The 20,096-nt window shown below is 44.0% G+C and carries 14 protein-coding genes; 12 read left to right on the top strand and 2 right to left on the bottom strand.

The genetic code is table 11. The features are described from left to right. Positions 1–94: 94 nt before the first annotated feature. Entirely contained in the window at positions 95–337 is a 243-nt protein-coding gene (locus MgSA37_RS11330; protein ID WP_096352004.1) for a MoaD/ThiS family protein, read from the bottom strand. 125 nt (positions 338–462) lie between these two features. On the opposite strand from MgSA37_RS11330, the gene fdhD reads away from it, so the two are divergent. The 12 genes from fdhD to MgSA37_RS11390 all read left to right on the top strand — a co-directional run bounded on the left by fdhD (position 463) and on the right by MgSA37_RS11390 (position 17,560). Then, positions 463–1,377 carry a formate dehydrogenase accessory sulfurtransferase FdhD gene (fdhD, locus tag MgSA37_RS11335; RefSeq protein WP_232010844.1) on the top strand — a complete coding sequence of 305 codons (915 nt, stop codon included), beginning with the start codon at positions 463–465 and terminating at the stop codon, positions 1,375–1,377. Then, on the top strand, positions 1,361–1,729 hold the full coding sequence (locus MgSA37_RS11340) for a DUF7009 family protein (protein ID WP_096352007.1): 369 nt from the start codon (positions 1,361–1,363) through the stop codon (positions 1,727–1,729). Before fdhD ends, MgSA37_RS11340 begins: the two co-directional genes overlap by 17 nt. 300 nt (positions 1,730–2,029) lie before the next feature. After that, entirely contained in the window at positions 2,030–4,342 is a 2,313-nt protein-coding gene (locus MgSA37_RS11345) for an FdhF/YdeP family oxidoreductase (RefSeq protein ID WP_096352008.1), read from the top strand. Between the two features lie 327 nt (positions 4,343–4,669). After that, positions 4,670–7,501 carry a TonB-dependent receptor gene (locus MgSA37_RS11350; protein WP_096352010.1) on the top strand — a complete coding sequence of 944 codons (2,832 nt, stop codon included), beginning with the start codon at positions 4,670–4,672 and terminating at the stop codon, positions 7,499–7,501. A gap of 65 nt (positions 7,502–7,566) precedes the next feature. After that, positions 7,567–9,003 (top strand): hypothetical protein, encoded by a 1,437-nt coding sequence (locus MgSA37_RS11355; RefSeq protein ID WP_096352011.1) that lies wholly within the window; start codon positions 7,567–7,569, stop codon positions 9,001–9,003. A gap of 97 nt (positions 9,004–9,100) precedes the next feature. Beyond that, the gene (locus tag MgSA37_RS11360) at positions 9,101–10,267 is read left to right on the top strand and encodes a hypothetical protein (protein WP_096352013.1); all 1,167 of its coding nucleotides are present in this window, start codon (positions 9,101–9,103) and stop codon (positions 10,265–10,267) included. Positions 10,268–10,629: 362 nt separating this feature from the next. Further along, positions 10,630–11,490: a fumarylacetoacetate hydrolase family protein gene (locus MgSA37_RS11365; protein WP_096352014.1), complete on the top strand. Its 861-nt coding sequence runs from the start codon at positions 10,630–10,632 to the stop codon at positions 11,488–11,490. A 1-nt stretch (position 11,491) separates the two neighbouring features. After that, positions 11,492–12,724, top strand: coding sequence for a DUF6786 family protein (locus MgSA37_RS11370; protein WP_221199384.1), 1,233 nt, complete (start codon positions 11,492–11,494; stop codon positions 12,722–12,724). A 93-nt stretch (positions 12,725–12,817) separates the two neighbouring features. Further along, complete coding sequence (fucP, locus tag MgSA37_RS11375) at positions 12,818–14,092, top strand: L-fucose:H+ symporter permease (RefSeq protein WP_096352016.1); 1,275 nt, start codon at positions 12,818–12,820, stop codon at positions 14,090–14,092. Positions 14,093–14,313: 221 nt separating this feature from the next. Beyond that, entirely contained in the window at positions 14,314–15,102 is a 789-nt protein-coding gene (locus MgSA37_RS11380; RefSeq protein WP_096352017.1) for an L-fucose dehydrogenase, read from the top strand. Positions 15,103–15,454: 352 nt separating this feature from the next. After that, entirely contained in the window at positions 15,455–16,288 is an 834-nt protein-coding gene (locus MgSA37_RS11385) for an amidohydrolase family protein (RefSeq protein WP_096352019.1), read from the top strand. A gap of 108 nt (positions 16,289–16,396) precedes the next feature. Further along, positions 16,397–17,560 carry a glycoside hydrolase family 172 protein gene (locus MgSA37_RS11390; RefSeq protein WP_096352021.1) on the top strand — a complete coding sequence of 388 codons (1,164 nt, stop codon included), beginning with the start codon at positions 16,397–16,399 and terminating at the stop codon, positions 17,558–17,560. Between the two features lie 186 nt (positions 17,561–17,746). Here the strand turns inward: MgSA37_RS11390 and MgSA37_RS11395 are convergent, their stop codons facing one another. Continuing rightward, a complete protein-coding gene (locus MgSA37_RS11395) occupies positions 17,747–19,879 on the bottom strand; it encodes a tetratricopeptide repeat protein (RefSeq protein WP_172885316.1) in 2,133 nt (710 codons plus the stop codon). Between the last annotated feature and the right edge of the window lie 217 nt (positions 19,880–20,096).

Below are 20,096 nucleotides of genomic sequence, written 5' to 3' on the forward strand. Positions count from 1 at the left end.
TTCAAGGGAGCCGCGTGCTATCAGAAGGCGCGGGTACAAACTGCCTTAAAAGGCTATGCAAGTAGTTTGTGGGGACACAAACTACGGGAGGGTTTCATCCCCCGCTCACCGGCGGTATCACCGCAATCTCGTCGCGTTCGTGTATGGTGTCGCCGGGCAGGGCGTATTCATTATTAACGGCCAGCATGTAGGACTTTAATTGCTGCAGCTTTGGGTATTGCTGCTCAAGCAGGTATTGTAAATTATAAACGGTTGAATCGTTTGCCAGTTCGAGTGAGACAGAAGACCCTCCAAAAATATCCTTCGCAATGCCAAACGCCAGTACTTTAATCTTCATGATACTGCAAAATTAGGGCAAAAATGTTAATTACAGCTAATTTAAAACAACATTATGGGTTAAATGGTTAATTAAACTGGTTGGGTTGGGCAAGTTGAGTTGGAGCGGATTAAACTTCATCAACTATGCGACCCGATGAACTTTTAACCAAATTTCAATTATATTTGAATATGACCACCAAGTCTATCAAGCGGTTTAATATTACAAAAGTTAGCGGAGGCGCTGTCGCCGATACTTCGGACGCACTGGCTATTGAAGAGCCCCTGGAAATCAGGCTGGAATACGGCGAGGCGGAAAACAGGACTGTTAAAAACGTCTCCGTCACCATGCGTACGCCGGGCAACGATGCCGAACTTGCTGCCGGTTTCCTGTTTACCGAAGGGATTATTTCGTCCGGAGATGCTGTTTTGAATATCGAGCATTCCTTTATTTCATGCGCCGAAAACAAAGAGAATGTAGTGGTTGTGAAATTGAACGAAGGTGTCATTCCCAACCTCAATAACTCCGAACGTAATTTTTATACCAGCTCCAGTTGCGGCGTTTGTGGCAAAGGGTCAATTGATGCCATCAGAACCGTTAGTGGTTTTGTAAATAAAAAGGGCATCCCAAATACCATTGAGGCAGAAATGCTTTTTCGCCTGCCTGATGTTTTACGGTACTACCAGGATGCCTTTGCCAGCACCGGCGGGATCCACGCCTCGGGTTTGTTTAATTTGCAGGGTGAGTTAATGCTGTTACGCGAGGACGTGGGCAGGCACAATGCATTGGATAAGCTGATCGGCGCTGCCATTAATCAAAACTGGCTGCCGCTGGATAAACATATTTTACTTTTAAGCGGCAGGGCAAGTTTTGAGCTGGTGCAAAAGGCGGCTATGGCGGGGATAGCAATTATTGCTGCGGTTGGCGCACCCTCCAGCCTGGCCGTTGAACTGGCTGAAGAATTTAACATTACGCTTGCAGGTTTTTTACGAAACCAGCGTTTTAATATTTATACCGCGGCCCACCGCGTTTTACTACCCGCAAATGAAAATACGTATTAATGGCAATTCGGTCAGGTTCAGGCTTACCCGGTCGGATGTAAAACAACTGGCAGTTACGGGCAGGCTTGAAGAAAAAGTGAATTTTGGAGGAGCCCTGCTGTGCTACGCAATAAAACTGGGAAGCGGCAATGAATTAACGTCATCTTTTCAGAACAGTACCATTATCCTTTATATGCCTGAGCGCATGGTCGGCGAATTGGCGGATACTGACAAAGTAGGTTTCGAAAACCGCAACGGCGAATTGTATTTATTGGTTGAAAAGGACTTTACCTGCCTGGATAGTGTTTCGGAAGATCAGAGCGATAATTATCCCAATCCCTTAGCAAAGAATTTTTATGAAGAAGGAGACTGATTATATCTTTAACCTCTTTACGGCTTGCCGTAGAAACAGGGAAATCGCTTTTAAAATAAAGCAACCGGGAGGAGGCTCCCATGGAGCCATAATTTTCAATTTTATTTTTCTATAAACACGGGACTCCTCCGGAGTCTGATAGGTACGTTATTATGAGCTCCGGAGGAGCGGCCTGTTGATAGAAATTTGGAATCGTTTTTACGGCTCCATAGGAGCCTCCTCTTTAAAAGTGATTTCCCTGGCCATAGGGAGCGTTGAAGAGGTTTTTGATTATTAATTGTTATATACTCTCATTTATTTATGAGCAAAGCGATTGAACTTACCGCGGCAGAAAACCCGGAAGAGTTATTAAAACTAAAAGTTACTGAACCCAAAACCTGGGCGGCCGGCATTCCGGCTGTTTATGAAGCCGGGAAAGATGTGTTGAAAGAAGATGGGGTGATCCGCGGGTTGACGGCCTTGTTCCACATGAATAAAAAAGGCGGCTTTGATTGCTCCAGCTGTGCCTGGCCCGATCCGGATGACGACCGCAGCCCTATTGCGGAGTATTGTGAGAACGGCGCAAAAGCCCTGGCTGAAGAAGCTACTACCAAAAAATTGACTGCGGAATTTTTCGCTGCAAATTCTGTTGCTGACCTGGCTAAATTAAATGACTACGAGATCGGCAAAAAAGGCAGGATAGCCCAGCCGGTATATTTACCGAAGGGTGGTACGCATTACCAGGCGATTAGCTGGGAGGATGCTTTTAAGAAAATAGCGGCGCATTTAAATACACTGGAAACACCTGATGAGGCAGCTTTTTATACTTCAGGCCGCACCAGTAACGAGGCTTCGTTTATATACCAGCTGTTTGTGCGGGAGTACGGTACCAATAACCTGCCCGATTGCTCCAACATGTGCCACGAATCATCCGGCACGGCATTAAATGAAGTTATCGGTATTGGAAAAGGTACCGTAACACTCAATGATTTTTACGATACGGATGTGATCATCATCATGGGGCAAAACCCAGGTACCAATCACCCCAGGATGCTTACCGCGCTGGAAAAGGCGAAAAAGAACGGGGCAAAGATCATCGCCATTAACCCGCTGCGCGAAGCGGGGTTAATTGAATTTAAAAATCCGCAAACGGTAAAAGGCTTTTTGGGTTTCGGTACTACACTGGCAGATTTGTACCTGCAGGTAAAAATCAACGGCGACATGGCACTGGTAAAAGCGATTGAGAAATTGCTGTATGAAATGGAACTGGAAGAGCCGGGTAAAGTATTCGATCAAGCCTTTATCAAAAATACCACCTCTGGTTACGACGCGTTTATTGAACACCTGAAAAACTATGATACTGAAGAGCTTGCCGAACAAGCCGGAATTCCGTTACCACAGGTTAAGGAAGCAGCAGAAATGCTCAAAAATAAAAGCCGCATTATTATCTGCTGGGCCATGGGCATCACGCAGCATATAAACGGGGTAGATACCATCAAAGAGATGGTTAACCTTGTATTGCTTAAAGGCAGTATCGGCAAACCGGGGGCGGGGTTATGCCCGGTACGCGGGCATAGCAATGTGCAGGGCAACCGTACGATGCTGATATACGATAAACCAAACAAGAAACAACTGGATAAAATTAAGGAGGTTTTTGGTTTTGAACCACCCCGGCAAAATGGACTTGATGTTGTGGAATCCATTAAGGCCATGCACGAGGGCAAACTGAAGGTGTTTTTTGCAATGGGCGGTAATTTTTTATCGGCTACTCCGGATACTACTTACACGGCCGAAGCTCTGCGGAAAATGAAGTTAACGGTTCAGGTGTCAACCAAATTAAACCGCAGCCATTTTGTTCATGGTGAGGAGGCACTCATTTTGCCCACCTTATCCCGCAGTGATAAGGATATGGTGAATGGTGAAGCGCAATTTATCAGCTGCGAAAACTCGATGGGGGTAGTGCAGATGTCAAAAGGGATATTGGAACCCATATCCAGCGATCTTTTAAACGAAACACAAATTGTTTGCAAATTGGCAAAAGCCACCTTGGGCAGCAGAGCTGTGGTTGATTGGGATAAATATGCCAATAGCTATCACGAAGTGCGTAATGCCATCGAAAAGGTGATACCCGGCTTTGAGGATTATAATAGTAAGGTGGTAAAGCCCGGCGGCTTTTATTTACCTAATGCGCCCCGCGAAGGAAAGTTTGAAACAAGTAAAAACGACGGGAAAGCCATATTCTCCATCACAAATTTACCTGTGCATCAACTGGCAAATGATGAATACATAATGACCAGCATCCGCAGCCACGACCAGTTTAATACCACCATTTATGGGCTGGACGACAGGTACCGTGGTATCCACAACGAGCGGCGGGTTATCTTTATGAATGAGAACGATATACACAATGCCGGCCTTAATCCCGGTGATAAAGTAGACTTGTTTAATTACCATGGAGGCATCACGCGTGCCGCGCGGTTATTTATCGTGGTGCCTTATGATATCCGCGGAAGAAATACCGCTACCTATTACCCCGAAACTAACGTGCTGGTACCCATTGACAGCGTGGCTGAAGGAAGTAATACGCCAACATCAAAGCTCATCATCATAAAAATCAGAAAACACAGCAAGTAATAGGTGCACTTTAGCCAGGCAGGGAAATGCCCGGCACGCGGTATGGAGTGTTGCTTTTTTTGTAACAGGCTTGTTACCAATGATTAAATAATGTGCTCAGGGATTTATGGGCGTGAATTTTAAATAAAATTTATTTCATGTCCAAATAACTATCATCATCATATCATTTCATTTTAGTTAAGAAATCGTTTCTTGATATTACCCTGGATGACCTTTTTTACGAAGAATGTTAAGCAATTATTATCATTCGTTTAAGAAACTCCGGTAGCGCCAAAATTCAGAATTTCTTCAGATTTCATTAGGTTTCTTTGGGGAAATTACGATTTGATGAAGATTATTTTTACTATTTTAATTTCCTTTTTATTCTTTTCTGAGTCCTTTGCATCATCCGTTTCAGGCTATGTTTTTGATAAAAATGTTAACGAGCAATTGGTGGGTGCAACCATCATTGTAAAGCCCGGCACACACAGAACCTTTTCAAAATTAAACGGCAAATATTCGATCAATGATCTTGATCCGGGCGTATACTCATTTCATGTATCCTATATCGGGTATATTTCAATTGACACGACGATCAGCATCAAGGCAGAAGAAAACCTGAAAGTCAATTTTTACCTTTTGCCCAATACTTCCAGTTTAAATGCGGTGACGATAACCGCAAAAAGTAACAAAGAATCGGACCAATATGCAAAAAGGGCCGAACAGCGCGCAGATAACCTGGTGAATATTGTTTCGGCAAACTCAATAGCCATTTCGCCGGACATTACGGTCGCCAACGTGATGGCCCGGGTATCGGGCGTTTCAGTTCAGCGGGGAAATACGGGTGATGGCCAGTATGTGATCATCAGGGGTATGGACCCCAGGTACAGCACTACACTCATCAACGGCATAAAGATTCCCAGCCCGGACAATAAAGAGCGTTATGTACCGCTGGACATATTTCCTGCCGACCTTGTTGAACGAATAGAAGTTTATAAATCACTAACTCCGGATATGGAGGGTGATGCCTCTGGCGGCGTAGTAAATTTGATAATGAAAACGGCTCCCGATGGTTTGCGGATCGAGGGTAATGCAGGTGCCGGTTACAGTCAGATCTTCTCTGCCCGGCCGTTTGAAAGCTATAGCCGCGCAACGGTTAATGCGAAATCACCGGCCGAGATCATTGGCATCGGGCAGCCTGCATCTATCTCAGATTTTCCATACCAGAATTTGTTGACATCATCCAAAAAAACGCCTGTCAACAGCAACTTTAGCTTGACTGTCGGCGACAGGTTTTTAAATAATAAACTCGGGGTCATCTTCTCCGGTACCTATCAAAATACCTACGCAGGCAACAACACCGCGCGCCTGGTTGAAAACGCAACATTAACGCCCGCCAAGGGACCTGATGCACAGATGATCCAGGTTTTTCCGGACTATCTTACGCGGCAGTATTCGTCATTAACCAATAGGCTAGGCCTGATAACAACCATTGATTATAAATTCAATGCCGATAATTCCATCAGCCTGTTTGGAACTTATTTGCAGTTAAATGAAGACAGGGTACGTTTTACCAAAGACCTGCTTTTGGGCGACTATTCATACCAGGGTTATATTGGCGGGTTCGAACAACAGTTTGAAACACAAACCCGAACTGACCTGCAAGGCATATACAGTACCATGTTACAGGGTAACAATAAAATTGTTGGTGCTTTAACAACCGATTGGACGCTGGCCTATTCTGTTGCCAGCCAGGAATTGCCCGATATGGCAGCTTTTAACACCCTGCAATCTATTAACCCCAACAGCACAGGTACGGCTACATCGGTAACCTACGGCCCGCTGCAGGTAAGACCTGAAAACAGGCAATGGGAACACAATACAGATAAAGACCTATCGGCTTACCTTAATTTACACTATAAAACTGCTATAGCCGGCAATAAAACCCTGGTGAGTATTGGCGGAATGGTAAGGCATAAAACAAGGGATAATTTTGATAACGTTTATAACTTAAACTATGTTCCGGATGCCAACTCAACCTACGAGTTGTACACTTCCATCCCCGACGCTAAATTTCAGTTTCAGCCTGCAACAGATGCGCTGGGTAATGCAGCAAGTAACGGCGGCGTATACACGTTTACTGAAAATGTACAATCAGGTTATGGCGAAGCGAAATATTTTATTGGCGACCGCTTTGACGCTTTGTTTGGCGTAAGAGTTGAAAATACCTACCAGTCTTTCGTCTCCTCTCTGCCGGAAACCATTGCGGGAAAATCTGCTACGATTACTTATATGGATATTTTGCCGAGCATTAATTTGAAATATGCATTGTCAAAAAAGGCTAACCTAAGAGCCTCGTATTTTAAATCGATCCTGCGCCCGGCATTTTCAGATTTGGTGCCTTATGTAGATAACACCGGTTTTGGGCAGGACAACTTTCCGACTACCGGTAATCCGAATATCCAACACTCAAAAATTGATAATTACGATTTCAGGTACGAGCTATTTCCAAACGGGCTTGACCAGTTTATGGTAGGCGGGTTCTTTAAAACAATTGTTGATCCTATTGAATATGCGGTGGTTACCACAGGTTTTGCTGCAGGCTATACCTTATCGCCGGCAAACTTTGGCACCGCGCATAATTATGGTTTCGAAGCTGTTTTCCGCAAGTTTTTTGGCAGCATCGGTATAGCCGGAAATTATACTTATACCCACTCGCTGGTCAATTCAACCAAAATATTCCAGTACACCGACCCTGTCGACAATAGTTATCACAGTATCAATGTTAATCAGCCAAGGCCCTTGCAGGGGCAGGCGGCAAACGTTGCAAATGTGTCGTTGCTGTATAAAAACACTAAAAACGGGTTTGATGCACAGTTGGCGATGGTATACACCGGCGAGCGAATTGACCTCTTGTCATTATACAAAAACCTTGATAACTGGGAGCGCCCTACCGTTAACCTTGATTTTTCGGCACAGAAGGAATTTAACCAGCACTATATCATTTATGTAAAAGTAAATAACCTGTTAAATACACCTTATGAGCTGTTTGTAAAACAGCCTAACCAGGCGTACAGCGGCAACAGCAAACTGCCATTCCAGGAAAGCCCAAATTATGCTACAATCGAAAATGATAAATACTACGCCCGGTTTCTCATAGGCTTCAGGTTCAAATTCTAACAAATTATTAAATAACATACCAACAATTAAAAACAATTTTAAAAACCCCACTAAAACAATTTATTATGAAAAATTTAAAAATCGGATTTTACTTGCTTATGCTGGTTGCTTTGGCATCGTGCAGCAAGAAGGATAAGGTGGTTGTATCGAAACCACTGTACCAGGTAGGTAAAGCAGTGAGCTCATCAGCTCCGCTATCTGGTTCAATTAAAGGAACAATGATCGCTAACACTACTTATACTATTTCCGGCGATGTTACGGTTAATGCCGGCGATACACTGCTGATTCAGCAGGGTGTTAATATCAAAATATCAAATGGCGCAAACTTTATAGTAAAAGGTATTTTATTGAGCATCGGTACAAAAACTTCGCCTATCACAATTACCGATCCAACTAAAAACAAAACTACAGGCGCTTCTTCAGCTGCAACAGACCCTGCGTATGTTGGTGGCTGGGGTGGTATCTATTGCGATGTTACCTGCCCCCTGTTAGTAATAAAATGGACTCACCTTGATTTTGGTGGTGCTGGTTTATTGGCGCCTCCGTTTACCGGCCCCTCAACCGGCGATCAGTACATCGTTTACTGGCAAAACCCGCATGGCAGCTTTATCATGGAAGATTCGTGGATTTATGGCAGCCCTGATGATGCGATCAGGTTCTACGGCGGTACTGTGAATATCATGAGAAACACTCTTGAAAAATGCGGTGGTACAGGTGGCGACGGCTTTAACGCTAAAGGTGGTACCCAAGGTAACATGGCTTATAACCTGATCATTGGTGGTGCTACCAACGGTACAAAGTCTGCTAATGACCCTGGTACCCAGGCACAGCAAACCGAAATTGCCATGTTCAACAATACTTATGTAAACGGCGGTTTCAGGAACACAGGTACCTATGGCGCACGCAGCGGCTCAATAGAAGTTGAAAATAACTCGAGGGCTTTAGCCTATAACAACCTTATTGTTGATTGTAATTTTGGTGTTCGTATCGCTGGTGGTAACAATGTTACAGCCAAAGTATACCTGGCTGATACGCTGAGCCACAGCGATGGCCCGATCAAAAAAACTGCTTATGGTTACAACTTTTATTATGTTGATAACGTAGCAACAGCAGACCAGATCATACCAACAAATATTGCGCAAGCAGTGGTAACTCACCCAACCAACAACGGCATACCTAATATGGCTACTTTCTTAGGTGCTACGTACACCTTTGGTTTTGCGTATGATGGCACATCGTTAGTAGGTAAAAACAACCCGATGTTTGCTAATTACCCGCTTCCAAACGCGAATTTTGCTACACAGGCCTCTGTTGACGGTTTCGATTTTCACCTGAAATCAGGATCACCTGCTATTGGCATCGGTTACACCGGGTTTTCGCCAATCACCCAAACTGTTTACGGTACTATCCCTGTGGATCCTATTTTCGGCTCCAGCGGTATAACCGGCCCGGGTAAAGACGCAGGCTGCTACCAGTCTGACGGTACCGGTAACCAGCACTAATAACCGGTAAATATTAAAACCCCTTTTTGTGGCAATACTCCGGGCCGCAAAAAGGGGTTTTTTATTTAAACGTTTCATCATCTTTCACGCTACTTTTATGAAATTCATCCCCACTATATTTATTTTTTCAGTTGCAATAACAATTGCATCATGTACCAAAACACCAAAAAATGCCGGGGACAGTTCACCGGTTACACCGGTGGTTATTCCCGGTCCGCTGCCAAATACCATCGATAAAGCTGATACCCTTAAGGTGATGGCGTATAATGTGCTAAAATACGGCGATGGTTGCCAGGGCAGCATAGACACCTTAAATAAGTATTTGCAAACAATTATTGGTTACACACAGCCGGACCTGTTCAGTTTTGAAAAGATGGCGGCATTTGACCCTACACCCGGCGCCCCCTTCAACCTGGCGGAGGGCATCGTAAATAATGTCCTTAATTTGGTTTCACCGGGCAAGTATGCTTACGTAACGCCAACCAACACCGCGCGTGCCACCAATATGAATGCGCTGTTTTACAATAAGCAAAAACTGACCTTTGTAAAAACCGAAACACTGGAAGCCAACATAACCGATTTTGATCTTTATAAGCTCTATTACAACGATCCCAATATCAGCATCACACACGACACCACGTTTATTTATGTTGTGGTTAACCATACGCAATCGGGTTCTTCCAGCACATCGCGTGATGTACAGGTAAGGACCGAAATGCAAACCCTGCGATCGAAATTTGCATATTTGCCTAACCTGGTGAATATGGGCGATTTTAATACCCATAACAGTTACGAAGCGGGTTATCAATCGGTGATAAGTGCCGCTGATTCAACCACCCAAATGAGCGATCCGCCGTTTTATCCCGATAAGGCCATTGCCTACCCGGCAGCGTGGGAAAGCAATACCAGTTTGTTTGCGCCATACCTAACCACTACCACCAGGGCATTAGCCACCTTCCCGAATAGCTGTGGCACAGGCGATGGTGCAAAATCATGGTACGATCATATTTTTATTTCGCCATGGCTGGTTAAGGGTAGCAACTACATACAATATGTGCCCAATTCGTATACAACAGCAGGTAATGACGGGCACCGTACCGGAGTTGATATTAACAGCACAACACCGGTGGTCAATACGTCGGCACCGGTGGCTGTGTTGAACGCCTTGTTCCGGTTTTCTGATAAATACCCCATCACCATAAAGCTACTGGTAAAAGCAAACCGCAATGCCTACAGCATCGCCGACCCCAAGGAAAGAAATTAGTGAATAGATTTTTTCAGTTAAAGCGGCTGTCTCAAAAGTCTATGAAATGAAAAGCAAACAAAATAATATTCGGACCTCGTGTCCTTTGGGAATTCTTCGTGTCCTGTGGTTTGTTTTTTACCACGAAGGGCACTAAGAAAAAACACTATGGTCACAAAGACCTAACTGTTCAAAATATAATTTGGTGACATTTTACATTGAAAGACTTTTGACACAGCCTCTTTTTATTTAGGTGCGGGGTAAATATTTTGTTGTAATAGGATTATAATAAACAGAAAAAGTAAATTGCAGCTGAAATCTTGGTTTTATGGCGCAACGTCAAAACGAAGAGCCAATTATTACTTACTGTTTTTTACTATTGTATGCAATTATACCATACCCAAAGCGGCGCCCTGCTGGCTTATGAGTCGAAATTTTACCTGATAGATGAACCCTGGGATGCCCTGATCAACAGGGATGGCCTTGAAAGCTATTTATTGAATAAAATTCAAACCGGCCAGCCGGCTGCAGCTGATGACCAGGCGCAATGGCTGATGGAAGATGCACTTTTTCCACCGATCGGCAACCAGGAAGTTTGGGCGGCAGGGGTAACCTATTTAAAAAGCCGTGATGCGCGTATGGAGGAATCCCAAAGCTCCGGCGCGGCCAGTTTGTACGACAGGGTATATGACGCTGAACGGCCGGAATTGTTTTTTAAGGCGATGGCTTCACGCGTTTCAGGGCATAAGCAAGTAGTTTATATTCGTAAAGATTCGGCTTGGAATGTCCCTGAACCCGAGTTGACGTTATTCATCAACTCCCATGGCAACATACAGGGCTATACCTGTGGAAATGATATGAGTTCGAGAAGTATTGAGGGCGAGAACGCGCTTTATCTGCCGCAGGCAAAAATATACGAAAAAAGCGCGGGTTTGGGGCCATGTTTGTATGTCACTTCAAAACCTGTCAGCGGCGAAACCAGGATAAATATGCTGATTAAAAGGGGAAACGTAGAGGTATATGAAGATTTGACCAAAGTATCACAGATCAAACGTTCATTTACTGAACTTACCGGCTATTTATTCAGGGAGATGGATTTTCCGAACGGCTGTTTCCTGATGACCGGCACCTGCCTGGTGCCTTCCGCTGATTTTACCCTGCAGGAAGGCGATGTAGTAGAGATCAGCATCGACGGCATCGGCACTTTAATTAATACCATAGGCATCAACCCAAAACATAAGTAAAATGAAAGGTATCCAACTCGTGTTAATAGCTTCTGCTATTTTGTTGTTAAACTCCTGCGAACAAAAAGAGCCGTCTGCAGCGAAGTTTGAGAGCGAATATCCCAAAGGTACCTTTGGCTACGACCTGGATTTTTTGAAGCAAAACGACAGCGTGGTGGTTTTAAACAGCAAGGACGGCAATGCGCAGATCATCGTCTCGCCCAAATACCAGGCAAAAGTTTTTACGTCGACCGCAGACGGCAAAAACGGGAAAAGCTTTGGGTGGATCAATTATAAAACTTTTGCCCAAAAATCACTGGATGCGCATATGAATGCCTACGGGGGCGAAGACAGGTTATGGATAGGGCCGGAGGGCAGCAGATTTGCCGTGTTTTTTAAGCCGCATACCAAAATGGAATTTGCGTACTGGCATACCCCAACGGCGTTCGACTTTGAAAACTGGCGCTTAACCGCAAATACCGACAAAAGTGCATCGTTAACCAAAACAACAAGGGTAATGAATTACCAGGGAGTAATGTTGAATATGAACATTATAAGGGACATTGCCATGATGGAACCTGCCGATGAAAAGAAATTACTGGGTATAGATTTTGATGAGAAAATAAAATCAGTGGCATTCAGTACCTCCAATACAATTATCAATACCAGCGCTTTTCAATGGGATAAAAACACCGGCGCGCCCTGTTTATGGAGTTTGGATATGTTTACGCCCTCTGCCAAAACGGTAATTGTTGTGCCTTATGCTAACGATGCAACGGGTAAAATAGCTACAACTGATTATTTTGGGCAGATCCCTCCCGACAGGGTAAAATACAATAACGGCATTTTGGTATTTAAGGCGGACGGAAAGTCGCGCGGAAAACTGGGCATGCCGCCGGGCCGCACAAAGAAAATAGCCGGCAGCTATGACGCAGAAAATAATGTGCTCACCATTGCCCAATTTGACGTTGACCCCAAAGCCACCTACCTCAACCAGGAGTGGCGGACCGATCGCGATCCTTTTGCAGGCGATGCAGTAAATGCCTATAACGACGGCCCGCTGGCGAATGGAACGCAAATGGGGCCGTTTTACGAAATAGAAAGTGTATCGCAGGCAGCCTTTTTAAAACCAGGTGAAGGGTTGACCCATAAGCATAGTGTATTCCATTTTACAGGCGATAAAAGTGAATTGAACCAGATTTCGTTAAAAACTTTAGGAATTTCGCTGCAGGATATACAAGCTGCATTTAAATAATTATCTTCATGGCGCCAATTAAAGGTTAAAGTGACAGGTAAAATCCTAAAGCGGAAACCGGTATTTAAATTATAAACTTGTTAACTCTGTTTCATGACGACGAAAAAAAAGACCTTTATTGCGTTAGTGTTGGTTACCTCCTTGTTTTTTATTTGGGGATTTGCGCTGAACCTAAATCCAATTTTGATAAAACACCTTAAAAAAGCTTGCCAGCTCACACTTTTTCAGTCTTCACTGGTGGATTCGGCCTCCTATACTGCTTATTTTCTTTTGGCGATACCAGCTGCGCGGTTTATGAAAAGATTCGGCTATAAAGGCGGTATACTCCTTGGTCTTTTGCTTTTTGCAACGGGCGCAATTCTTTTTTATCCTGCAGCTGAAGTAAGGAGTTTTGTTTTTTTCCTGATAGCGCTTTTTATCCTTTTTTCGGGGGCAGCATTTCTGGAAACAGCGGCAAATCCGTATATCACTTGTTTGGGAGAGCCTGAAGGTGCTGAGCGGCGGATTAATTTCTCTCAATCATTTAATGGCCTGGCGGCATCAATTGCCCCCCTGTTTGGCGGCATAGTAATATTGTCCGGTGTCGAGCTAACTAAAGAGCAATACGCGAAGATGTCCAATTCTGAACTAACGCATTATTTAAATAAAGAAGCGTCCTCCGTTGAATTGCCTTATCTTATTATAGGATTGGTAGTGTTAGTAGTGGCATTCTTAGTTTATAAAGCCCATCTGCCAGAGATAACCGAAACAGATACCGCTGAAGAAACTGGAAAGTCCCTGGGGCGCCAGATTTGGGAATTATTGGGCATTAAACAATTACGATCAGGCGTTATTGCCCAGTTTTTTTATGTTGGCGCACAGGCGGGTATATGGGGGCTTTTTGGTTTCTTCTGTAATAAACTCGCGCATATGCCCGAAAAAACGGCTGCTACGTACCTTACCGTTGCCACCTTCGCGTTTATGCTGGGGCGTTTTAGCGGTAGTTATCTGATGCGATTTTTTAACCCTGTTAAGCTTTTGGCAACGTATGCCGTTATTAACAACGTGCTTTTGATTTCGGTATTTTTTCTCGATGGTATGTTATCAGTTTTTACGCTTATCCTGATTTCATTTTTTATGTCAATCATGTTCCCAACTATTTTTTCATTAAGTATCCGTGGGCTTGGGGCGCGCACCAAACTTGGTTCGTCTTTGGTGATCATGGCTATTTTCGGCGGGGCTATTATTCCTCCAATTATGGCAAGGATATTTGATGAATCGAATATCCATTTTGCTTACCTGGTACCGATTATTTGCTTTGCTTATATTTTCTATTTTGCTTCAAGTAATCTTAAAGTTAAAAAATTAGAGATGGTGGCGGCGCATTAAAAGTATGGCGGGAATGCATGGCGGGGGAATCTCCCGGTCATTGCTTCGCCCGACCACCCTTTCTACCGCTGGCGGTAAAAAGGGTTAAGATTGATTTTTAAATAATAAATAATTTTTTCACCCTCTATTTTGCCTGCTAAAGAGAGGGTCGACAAGCGAAGCGATGTCGGGGTGAGTTGACACGATGCCGGAAGTGAAACGGAGTTTATCAAATTAAGATTATGGATTTACAATTAAAAAATAAAGTAATTATAGTTACCGGTGGCGCCAAAGGGATAGGCGAGGGCATTGTAAAAGTATTGGCTAAAGAAGGCGCTATCCCGGTGGTAATCGGCCGTAACGGGGCTGATAATTTAAAATGTGTACATGCAATTGAAGCAGAGGGCGGAAAAGCATCGCACGTTATAGCTGAACTAATGGATCCTGCCGAATGTGAGAAGGCCGTGCAGCAGGTTGTTGAAAAATACGGTCGCATTGATGGGCTGGTAAACAATGCAGGGGTAAATGACGGCGTAGGGCTGGAAAGTGGCAATTATGAAAGATTTATCGCATCATTACATAAAAATGTGGTGCATTATTACCTGATGGCGCATTTTGCCTTGCCTGAATTGAAAAAATCAAAAGGGGCGATATTGAATATTACCTCCAAAACCGCAGATACAGGGCAGGGAAATACGTCAGCTTACGCAGCTGCCAATGGTGGCCGTAATGCGCTAACCCGCGAATGGGCTGTTGAATTGCTCAAATACGGCATCAGGGTAAATGCTATTGTGGTTGCCGAATGCTGGACACCCCTTTATGAAAACTGGATAAAAACCCTGCCGGACCCGCAGGGGAAATTAAAAGAAATTGAAGCCAAAATACCCCTTGGCAGCAGGATGACGACCTCGGAAGAAATTGCCAATACAGCTGCATTTTTATTGTCGGAGCGTTCAAGCCATACAACGGGCCAGTTGGTTTACGTAGATGGAGGATATGTTCATCTGGATAGGGCGCTGGCTAACGCATGATTGGTTGATTAAGTTGGTAAGGTCACTAGTGTCATGTCATTAATAAGTTGACGTTCGGGCTTTATCAGCACGCTTACAAAATACCCGGAGGAGGTTATCTAAAATAGTGTAAACCCTGTTTTAATAAATAAGCACATAAATATCTTATTATCAAGAATTTATAAAATGTAAACCCTCAAATGTGTAAACCTTTTGTAAACCCTTTTTGTGCATTTTGGGTTCAATCAACTTGCTGATTGATGATGAGGAAATTGATGGTTGACACGACACCAGTTGATTGTATTGATGTTAAATTGCTATATTGTAACCTGTTTTAAACTTAATCAACCATCCAACTTAGTCAACTAATTCTATGATCAAAATAGATTCCCATCAGCATTTCTGGAAATTTGACCCGGTTAGGGATAGCTGGATTGGGGATAATATGTCGGCAATTCAACGGGATTTTATGCCCGGTGATTTGAAACCCGTTCTTGATAAATTCGGTATCGATGGCTGTGTGGCCGTTCAGGCGGATCAAAGTGAGGCAGAAACAGAATTTTTGCTTGATCTTGCCGGGAAACACGATTTTATAAAAGGCGTGGTGGGTTGGGTAGACCTTAGGGCCGCTGATGCCGGCAAACGTATTGAACATTACAGCAAATTTGAAAAGCTAAAGGGTTTTCGCCACGTGCTGCAGGGCGAAACAGACAGGGCACTGATGCTTAATCCGCAGTTTATGGATGGTGTGCGCGCGCTTAAAAGACATGACCTTGCCTACGATATATTGATCTTTCCTGATCAGCTGGGCTATACCCATGAGTTTGTGAAGAAATTTGAGGGGACCCGTTTTGTGGTTGACCATATTGCCAAACCGGATATCAAAAACAAAAACATGGATAAGTGGGAAATGGGCATAAGGGCATTGGGCAGGCATGAAAATGTTTATTGTAAGATCTCCGGCATGATTACCGAGGCCGACTGGTACGATTGGGTGCTGCTTGATTTTAAACCTTACCTTGATGTTGTTTTTGAAACATTTGGTGCCGGCCGGGTAATGTTTGGCTCCGACTGGCCGGTATGTAATGTGGCTGGCGGTTACCAGCAAATGCTTTCGGTAGTTAAGAATTATATTGCCAAATTATCAGCCGATGAACAGGCCAGGTTTTGGGGACTGAATGCTGCGGAGTTTTATAAATTAAAATGAGGTGAAAGCTGAAAGGTAAAAGGCGAAAGGTAGAACGAAATAGCTGAAAGGTAAAAGGTACGAGAAAAGATTCAGCGCTAGCATTTTTAAACGATTAATATAATCAAAATGAAAAGATCAGTTTTATGTATGTTGATGACTGCTTTTGTAGTTTTATCAGTTCAGGCACAGGAAAAATTCAATGGTTTGGGTGTTAACCTGGGGAACCTTTACCGGATGTCGGACGCGAAAACGCGTTCCATCAGCCCTGAAAACTTTAACGGTGAAAAGGGTAAAGGTGGCATGGCCACTACCGGCACAGGGGCAGGCCCCTCAAAAGAGTTGGGCCAGGGATGGAAAGTGAGTCCCAGCGTAGTAATTAAAAAACATACTACCTACACCGTTGCCGAAATCGACGGATCAGGCGCCGTACAGCATATCTGGATGACACCGACAGGCAATTGGCGCTATTCAATTCTTCGTTTTTATTGGGATGATGAAACAACACCATCGGTTGAGGTACCTGTTGGCGATTTCTTCTGCATGGGTTGGGGTAAATATGCACAGGTAAATTCACTGGCGGTTGCGGTTAACCCCGGTAGTGGTTTAAATTGTTACTGGCCTATGCCTTTCCGCAAGAAATGCCGGATCACCATGGAGAATATTGATAATGAAGATATGGTTTTATATTACCAGGTAGATTATACCTTAACTGACGTACCCAAAGATGCAGGCTATTTTCACGCCCAGTTCCGCAGGGTAAACCCTTTGCCATTTAAAAAAGATTATGTGTTGGTGGATAGTATTAAAGGCAAAGGCCAGTATGTGGGTACCTATTTAGCCTATGGCTCCAATAAAAACGGATGGTGGGGCGAAGGGGAAATCAAATTTTTTATGGATGGCGACACCCAATTTCCAACCATTAATGGTACCGGTACGGAGGATTATTTTAATGGCGCTTATGATTTTGACAGCATGCATAAAAAAGCCGACGGCACGGAAAGTAGTGAATTTACCGAATTTTGTAGCCCCTATAGCGGTTTGCCGCAGGTGATCCGTGGTGATGGCCACTATGGCATCGCCCAGCGCTTTGGCCTGTACCGCTGGCACATCGCCGATCCGATCCGTTTTGAAAAGGACCTGAAAGTTACGATACAGGATTTGGGCTGGCATTCAGATGGGCGTTATATGCCGCTTCAGGATGATATTGCCTCTGTTGTATTCTGGTACCAGAGTGAACCGCATGGGGCCTTCCCGGTATTCCCGACGAAGGACCAGCTCGAAGTGAATTAACATCCATTGTCATTTCGACGAGGAACGAGGAGAAATCTTCACCTCCATGCCCGCTGGTGCATATCGCCCGTTTAAGATTTCTCTCTTCGAAATGACAAAAAGGCTAATATTACTCTCAAATACTCCTTTTCAAAGTAAAAATAACCTGAATGGCAAAGTAAAATACCTGAATGATTTTAACGAAAGCTATTTGCTATATCTTTTTACGGCGTCTACCGCATCTGTTGAGCCAAGGGCAAGGGCCTTGCCCAGGTCGGCACCGGCACTTTTATCGCTTTGCTCAATTTTGGCAAGGCCACGGTAATACCAGGCTTCCTCGTTATTGGGGTTTAGGCTGATGGCAATATCAAAATCCTTTAAAGCCCCGTTATAGTCCTTCAGGTTCATTTTTGCCCTGGCGCGCAAAATATAATTGGCGGGTTCCTTAGGGCTAAGTTTAATAGCCCGATAAAAATCCAGGCGCATTGCCTGCGTATCGGCAGTAAAGCTTTCAGCAAGCCCTCTATAGGCATACGTTTTTATATTATCGGGGTTGATAAGTAAAACGCTGATATAATCATAAACAGCACCGATGTAATTTTTTCGGATCATTTTTAAATTCGCCCGGTAAAAATAGGCGTCGTCATTATTTTGGTCCCTGGTAATGGCTTTTTCAAGGTCGCTTTCGGCCGCATCATATTTTTTAAGCCTGATCTCGGCGTTAGCGATATTTGCGTAGGTTAACGACCGCATATTGGTGTCAACCAATGATGCCCGGTTAAATTGGGCAATGGCCCCTTTATAGTCGCCCATGTCGCACATCACTTCGCCGCGTGCTATGTAAAACTTGCCGTTTTTTGTGGCAGGAGTAATAACCCTGTTAAAAAACAGTAAGGCTTCTGCGTATTGGTGGTCAGCAGTTAGCTCTTTGCCAAGCCTTAGTTGCGCTTCCTGATTTTTAGGGTCAAATTCCAGTTGCTTTTTAAAATCTGCTAAGGCGCCTTTCCGGTCGCCCATTTTGCTTTTTACCTTTGCCCTGGCGGGGTAGGCGTATGAGTAACCGCTGTACAAATTAATGGCTTCATCAAGGTCAGCAAGTGCGCCGGTATAGTCAGCCAGTTCTGCCCTTACTTCGCCGCGACCGGTAAACGCTTCCGTGTTTTTTGAATTCATTTGTATGGCCGTGTTATAATCAGCCAGCGCACCGGCGGTGTCCTGCAGTGCGGTTTTTGCTTTTGCGCGGGTTACGTAGGCATAACCATCATGGTCAGCATCGTACAACACTGCCGAGTCACCATCTGTTTTAGCCCTTCTGTAATCTTTAATTGAAATCCTGAGGTCTCCCCGGTTTTGATAAGCTCTTGAAAATTCAGGGTTCAGCGTTATCGCTCTGGCATAATCGTTTAAAGCGGCGGTAGTATCATTGCGTTTATTTTCAGAGATTCCCCGGTATAAATACAATTCGGCATTTGTTGGGTCTGCCGCTATTGCTTTGTTAAAATTTTGAATCGCATCTTTATTATCCTCCGCATTTCCTGCTGCTTTTGCCATATAATAAAAACCGTTGGCCATATTGGGTTTTAGCGTCAGGGCTCTTTTATAGTCCTGCATAGCCTCTTTATATTGATGGAGGTTGGTTTTGATATTGCCCCGGTAAAAAATAGCTTCGGCATTTGTGGGGTTCATGCTGATGGTTTTATCATAATCTGCAATCGCTCCTGTATAATCCCCAATGGTGCCTTTTGAGTTTGCCCGGTAGTAATAAACGTCGGCATTGTTGGGGTTAAGCTTCAGCGCATGCGAATAATCTTCAATTGCGCCCTTGTTATCATTTAAGTTCGCCCTGGCAACCCCCCGGTATTCATATAGCTCAGGGCTATTCGGACTGATGACTATTGCCTTGCTGAAATCTTCCACAGCTGCCATGTACGCTCCCGAATTAATTTTTGCATTTGCACGGTAATGGTACATATCCGCTGTTTTTAAACCGAGGTCTATCGCTTTGTTAAAATCATTTATCGCACCGGCATAATCCTTAAGGTTGCTGTATGCATTTGCCCGGTAAGAATAAACCTCTGCGTTATTGGGTTCGGCGCTTAAAACTTTGGTGAAATCGCTTATTGCGCTGGCGTAATCGTTGATATTGGTGTAGGCGTTGCCACGGTATTGGTATGCCTTTATATTGTTGTTGGTTGAACTGATCACCTTTGTAAAATCGGCAATTGCTTCGTTATATGCTTTATGTTTTGCTTTTTCGTTGGCGCGGGTCATTACCTGATCGGCCGTTTGCGCCAGCGAGATGAAGGGCAAAAAAGATAGGATCACTAAAAGTATCTTCATAACTTTACGAACATCAATTACAGGCAAAAAAGGCGTTAATTGTTTTAGTGTCATTCTTAAATTATGACGCATTTGTCCTCCAAAAACATTTTACATCCCGATCCGGAGAAATATTAAACCAAACCCGGAGAGTAAAATCAATCCCAAAAAAGGAATTGCCAACCCAATAATGGCGTCTACAGTTTTAATACGAAGATTTGGGTGGAATTGTTTTGTT

This window comes from Mucilaginibacter gotjawali (genome assembly GCF_002355435.1).
GTDB lineage: Bacteria > Bacteroidota > Bacteroidia > Sphingobacteriales > Sphingobacteriaceae > Mucilaginibacter > Mucilaginibacter gotjawali.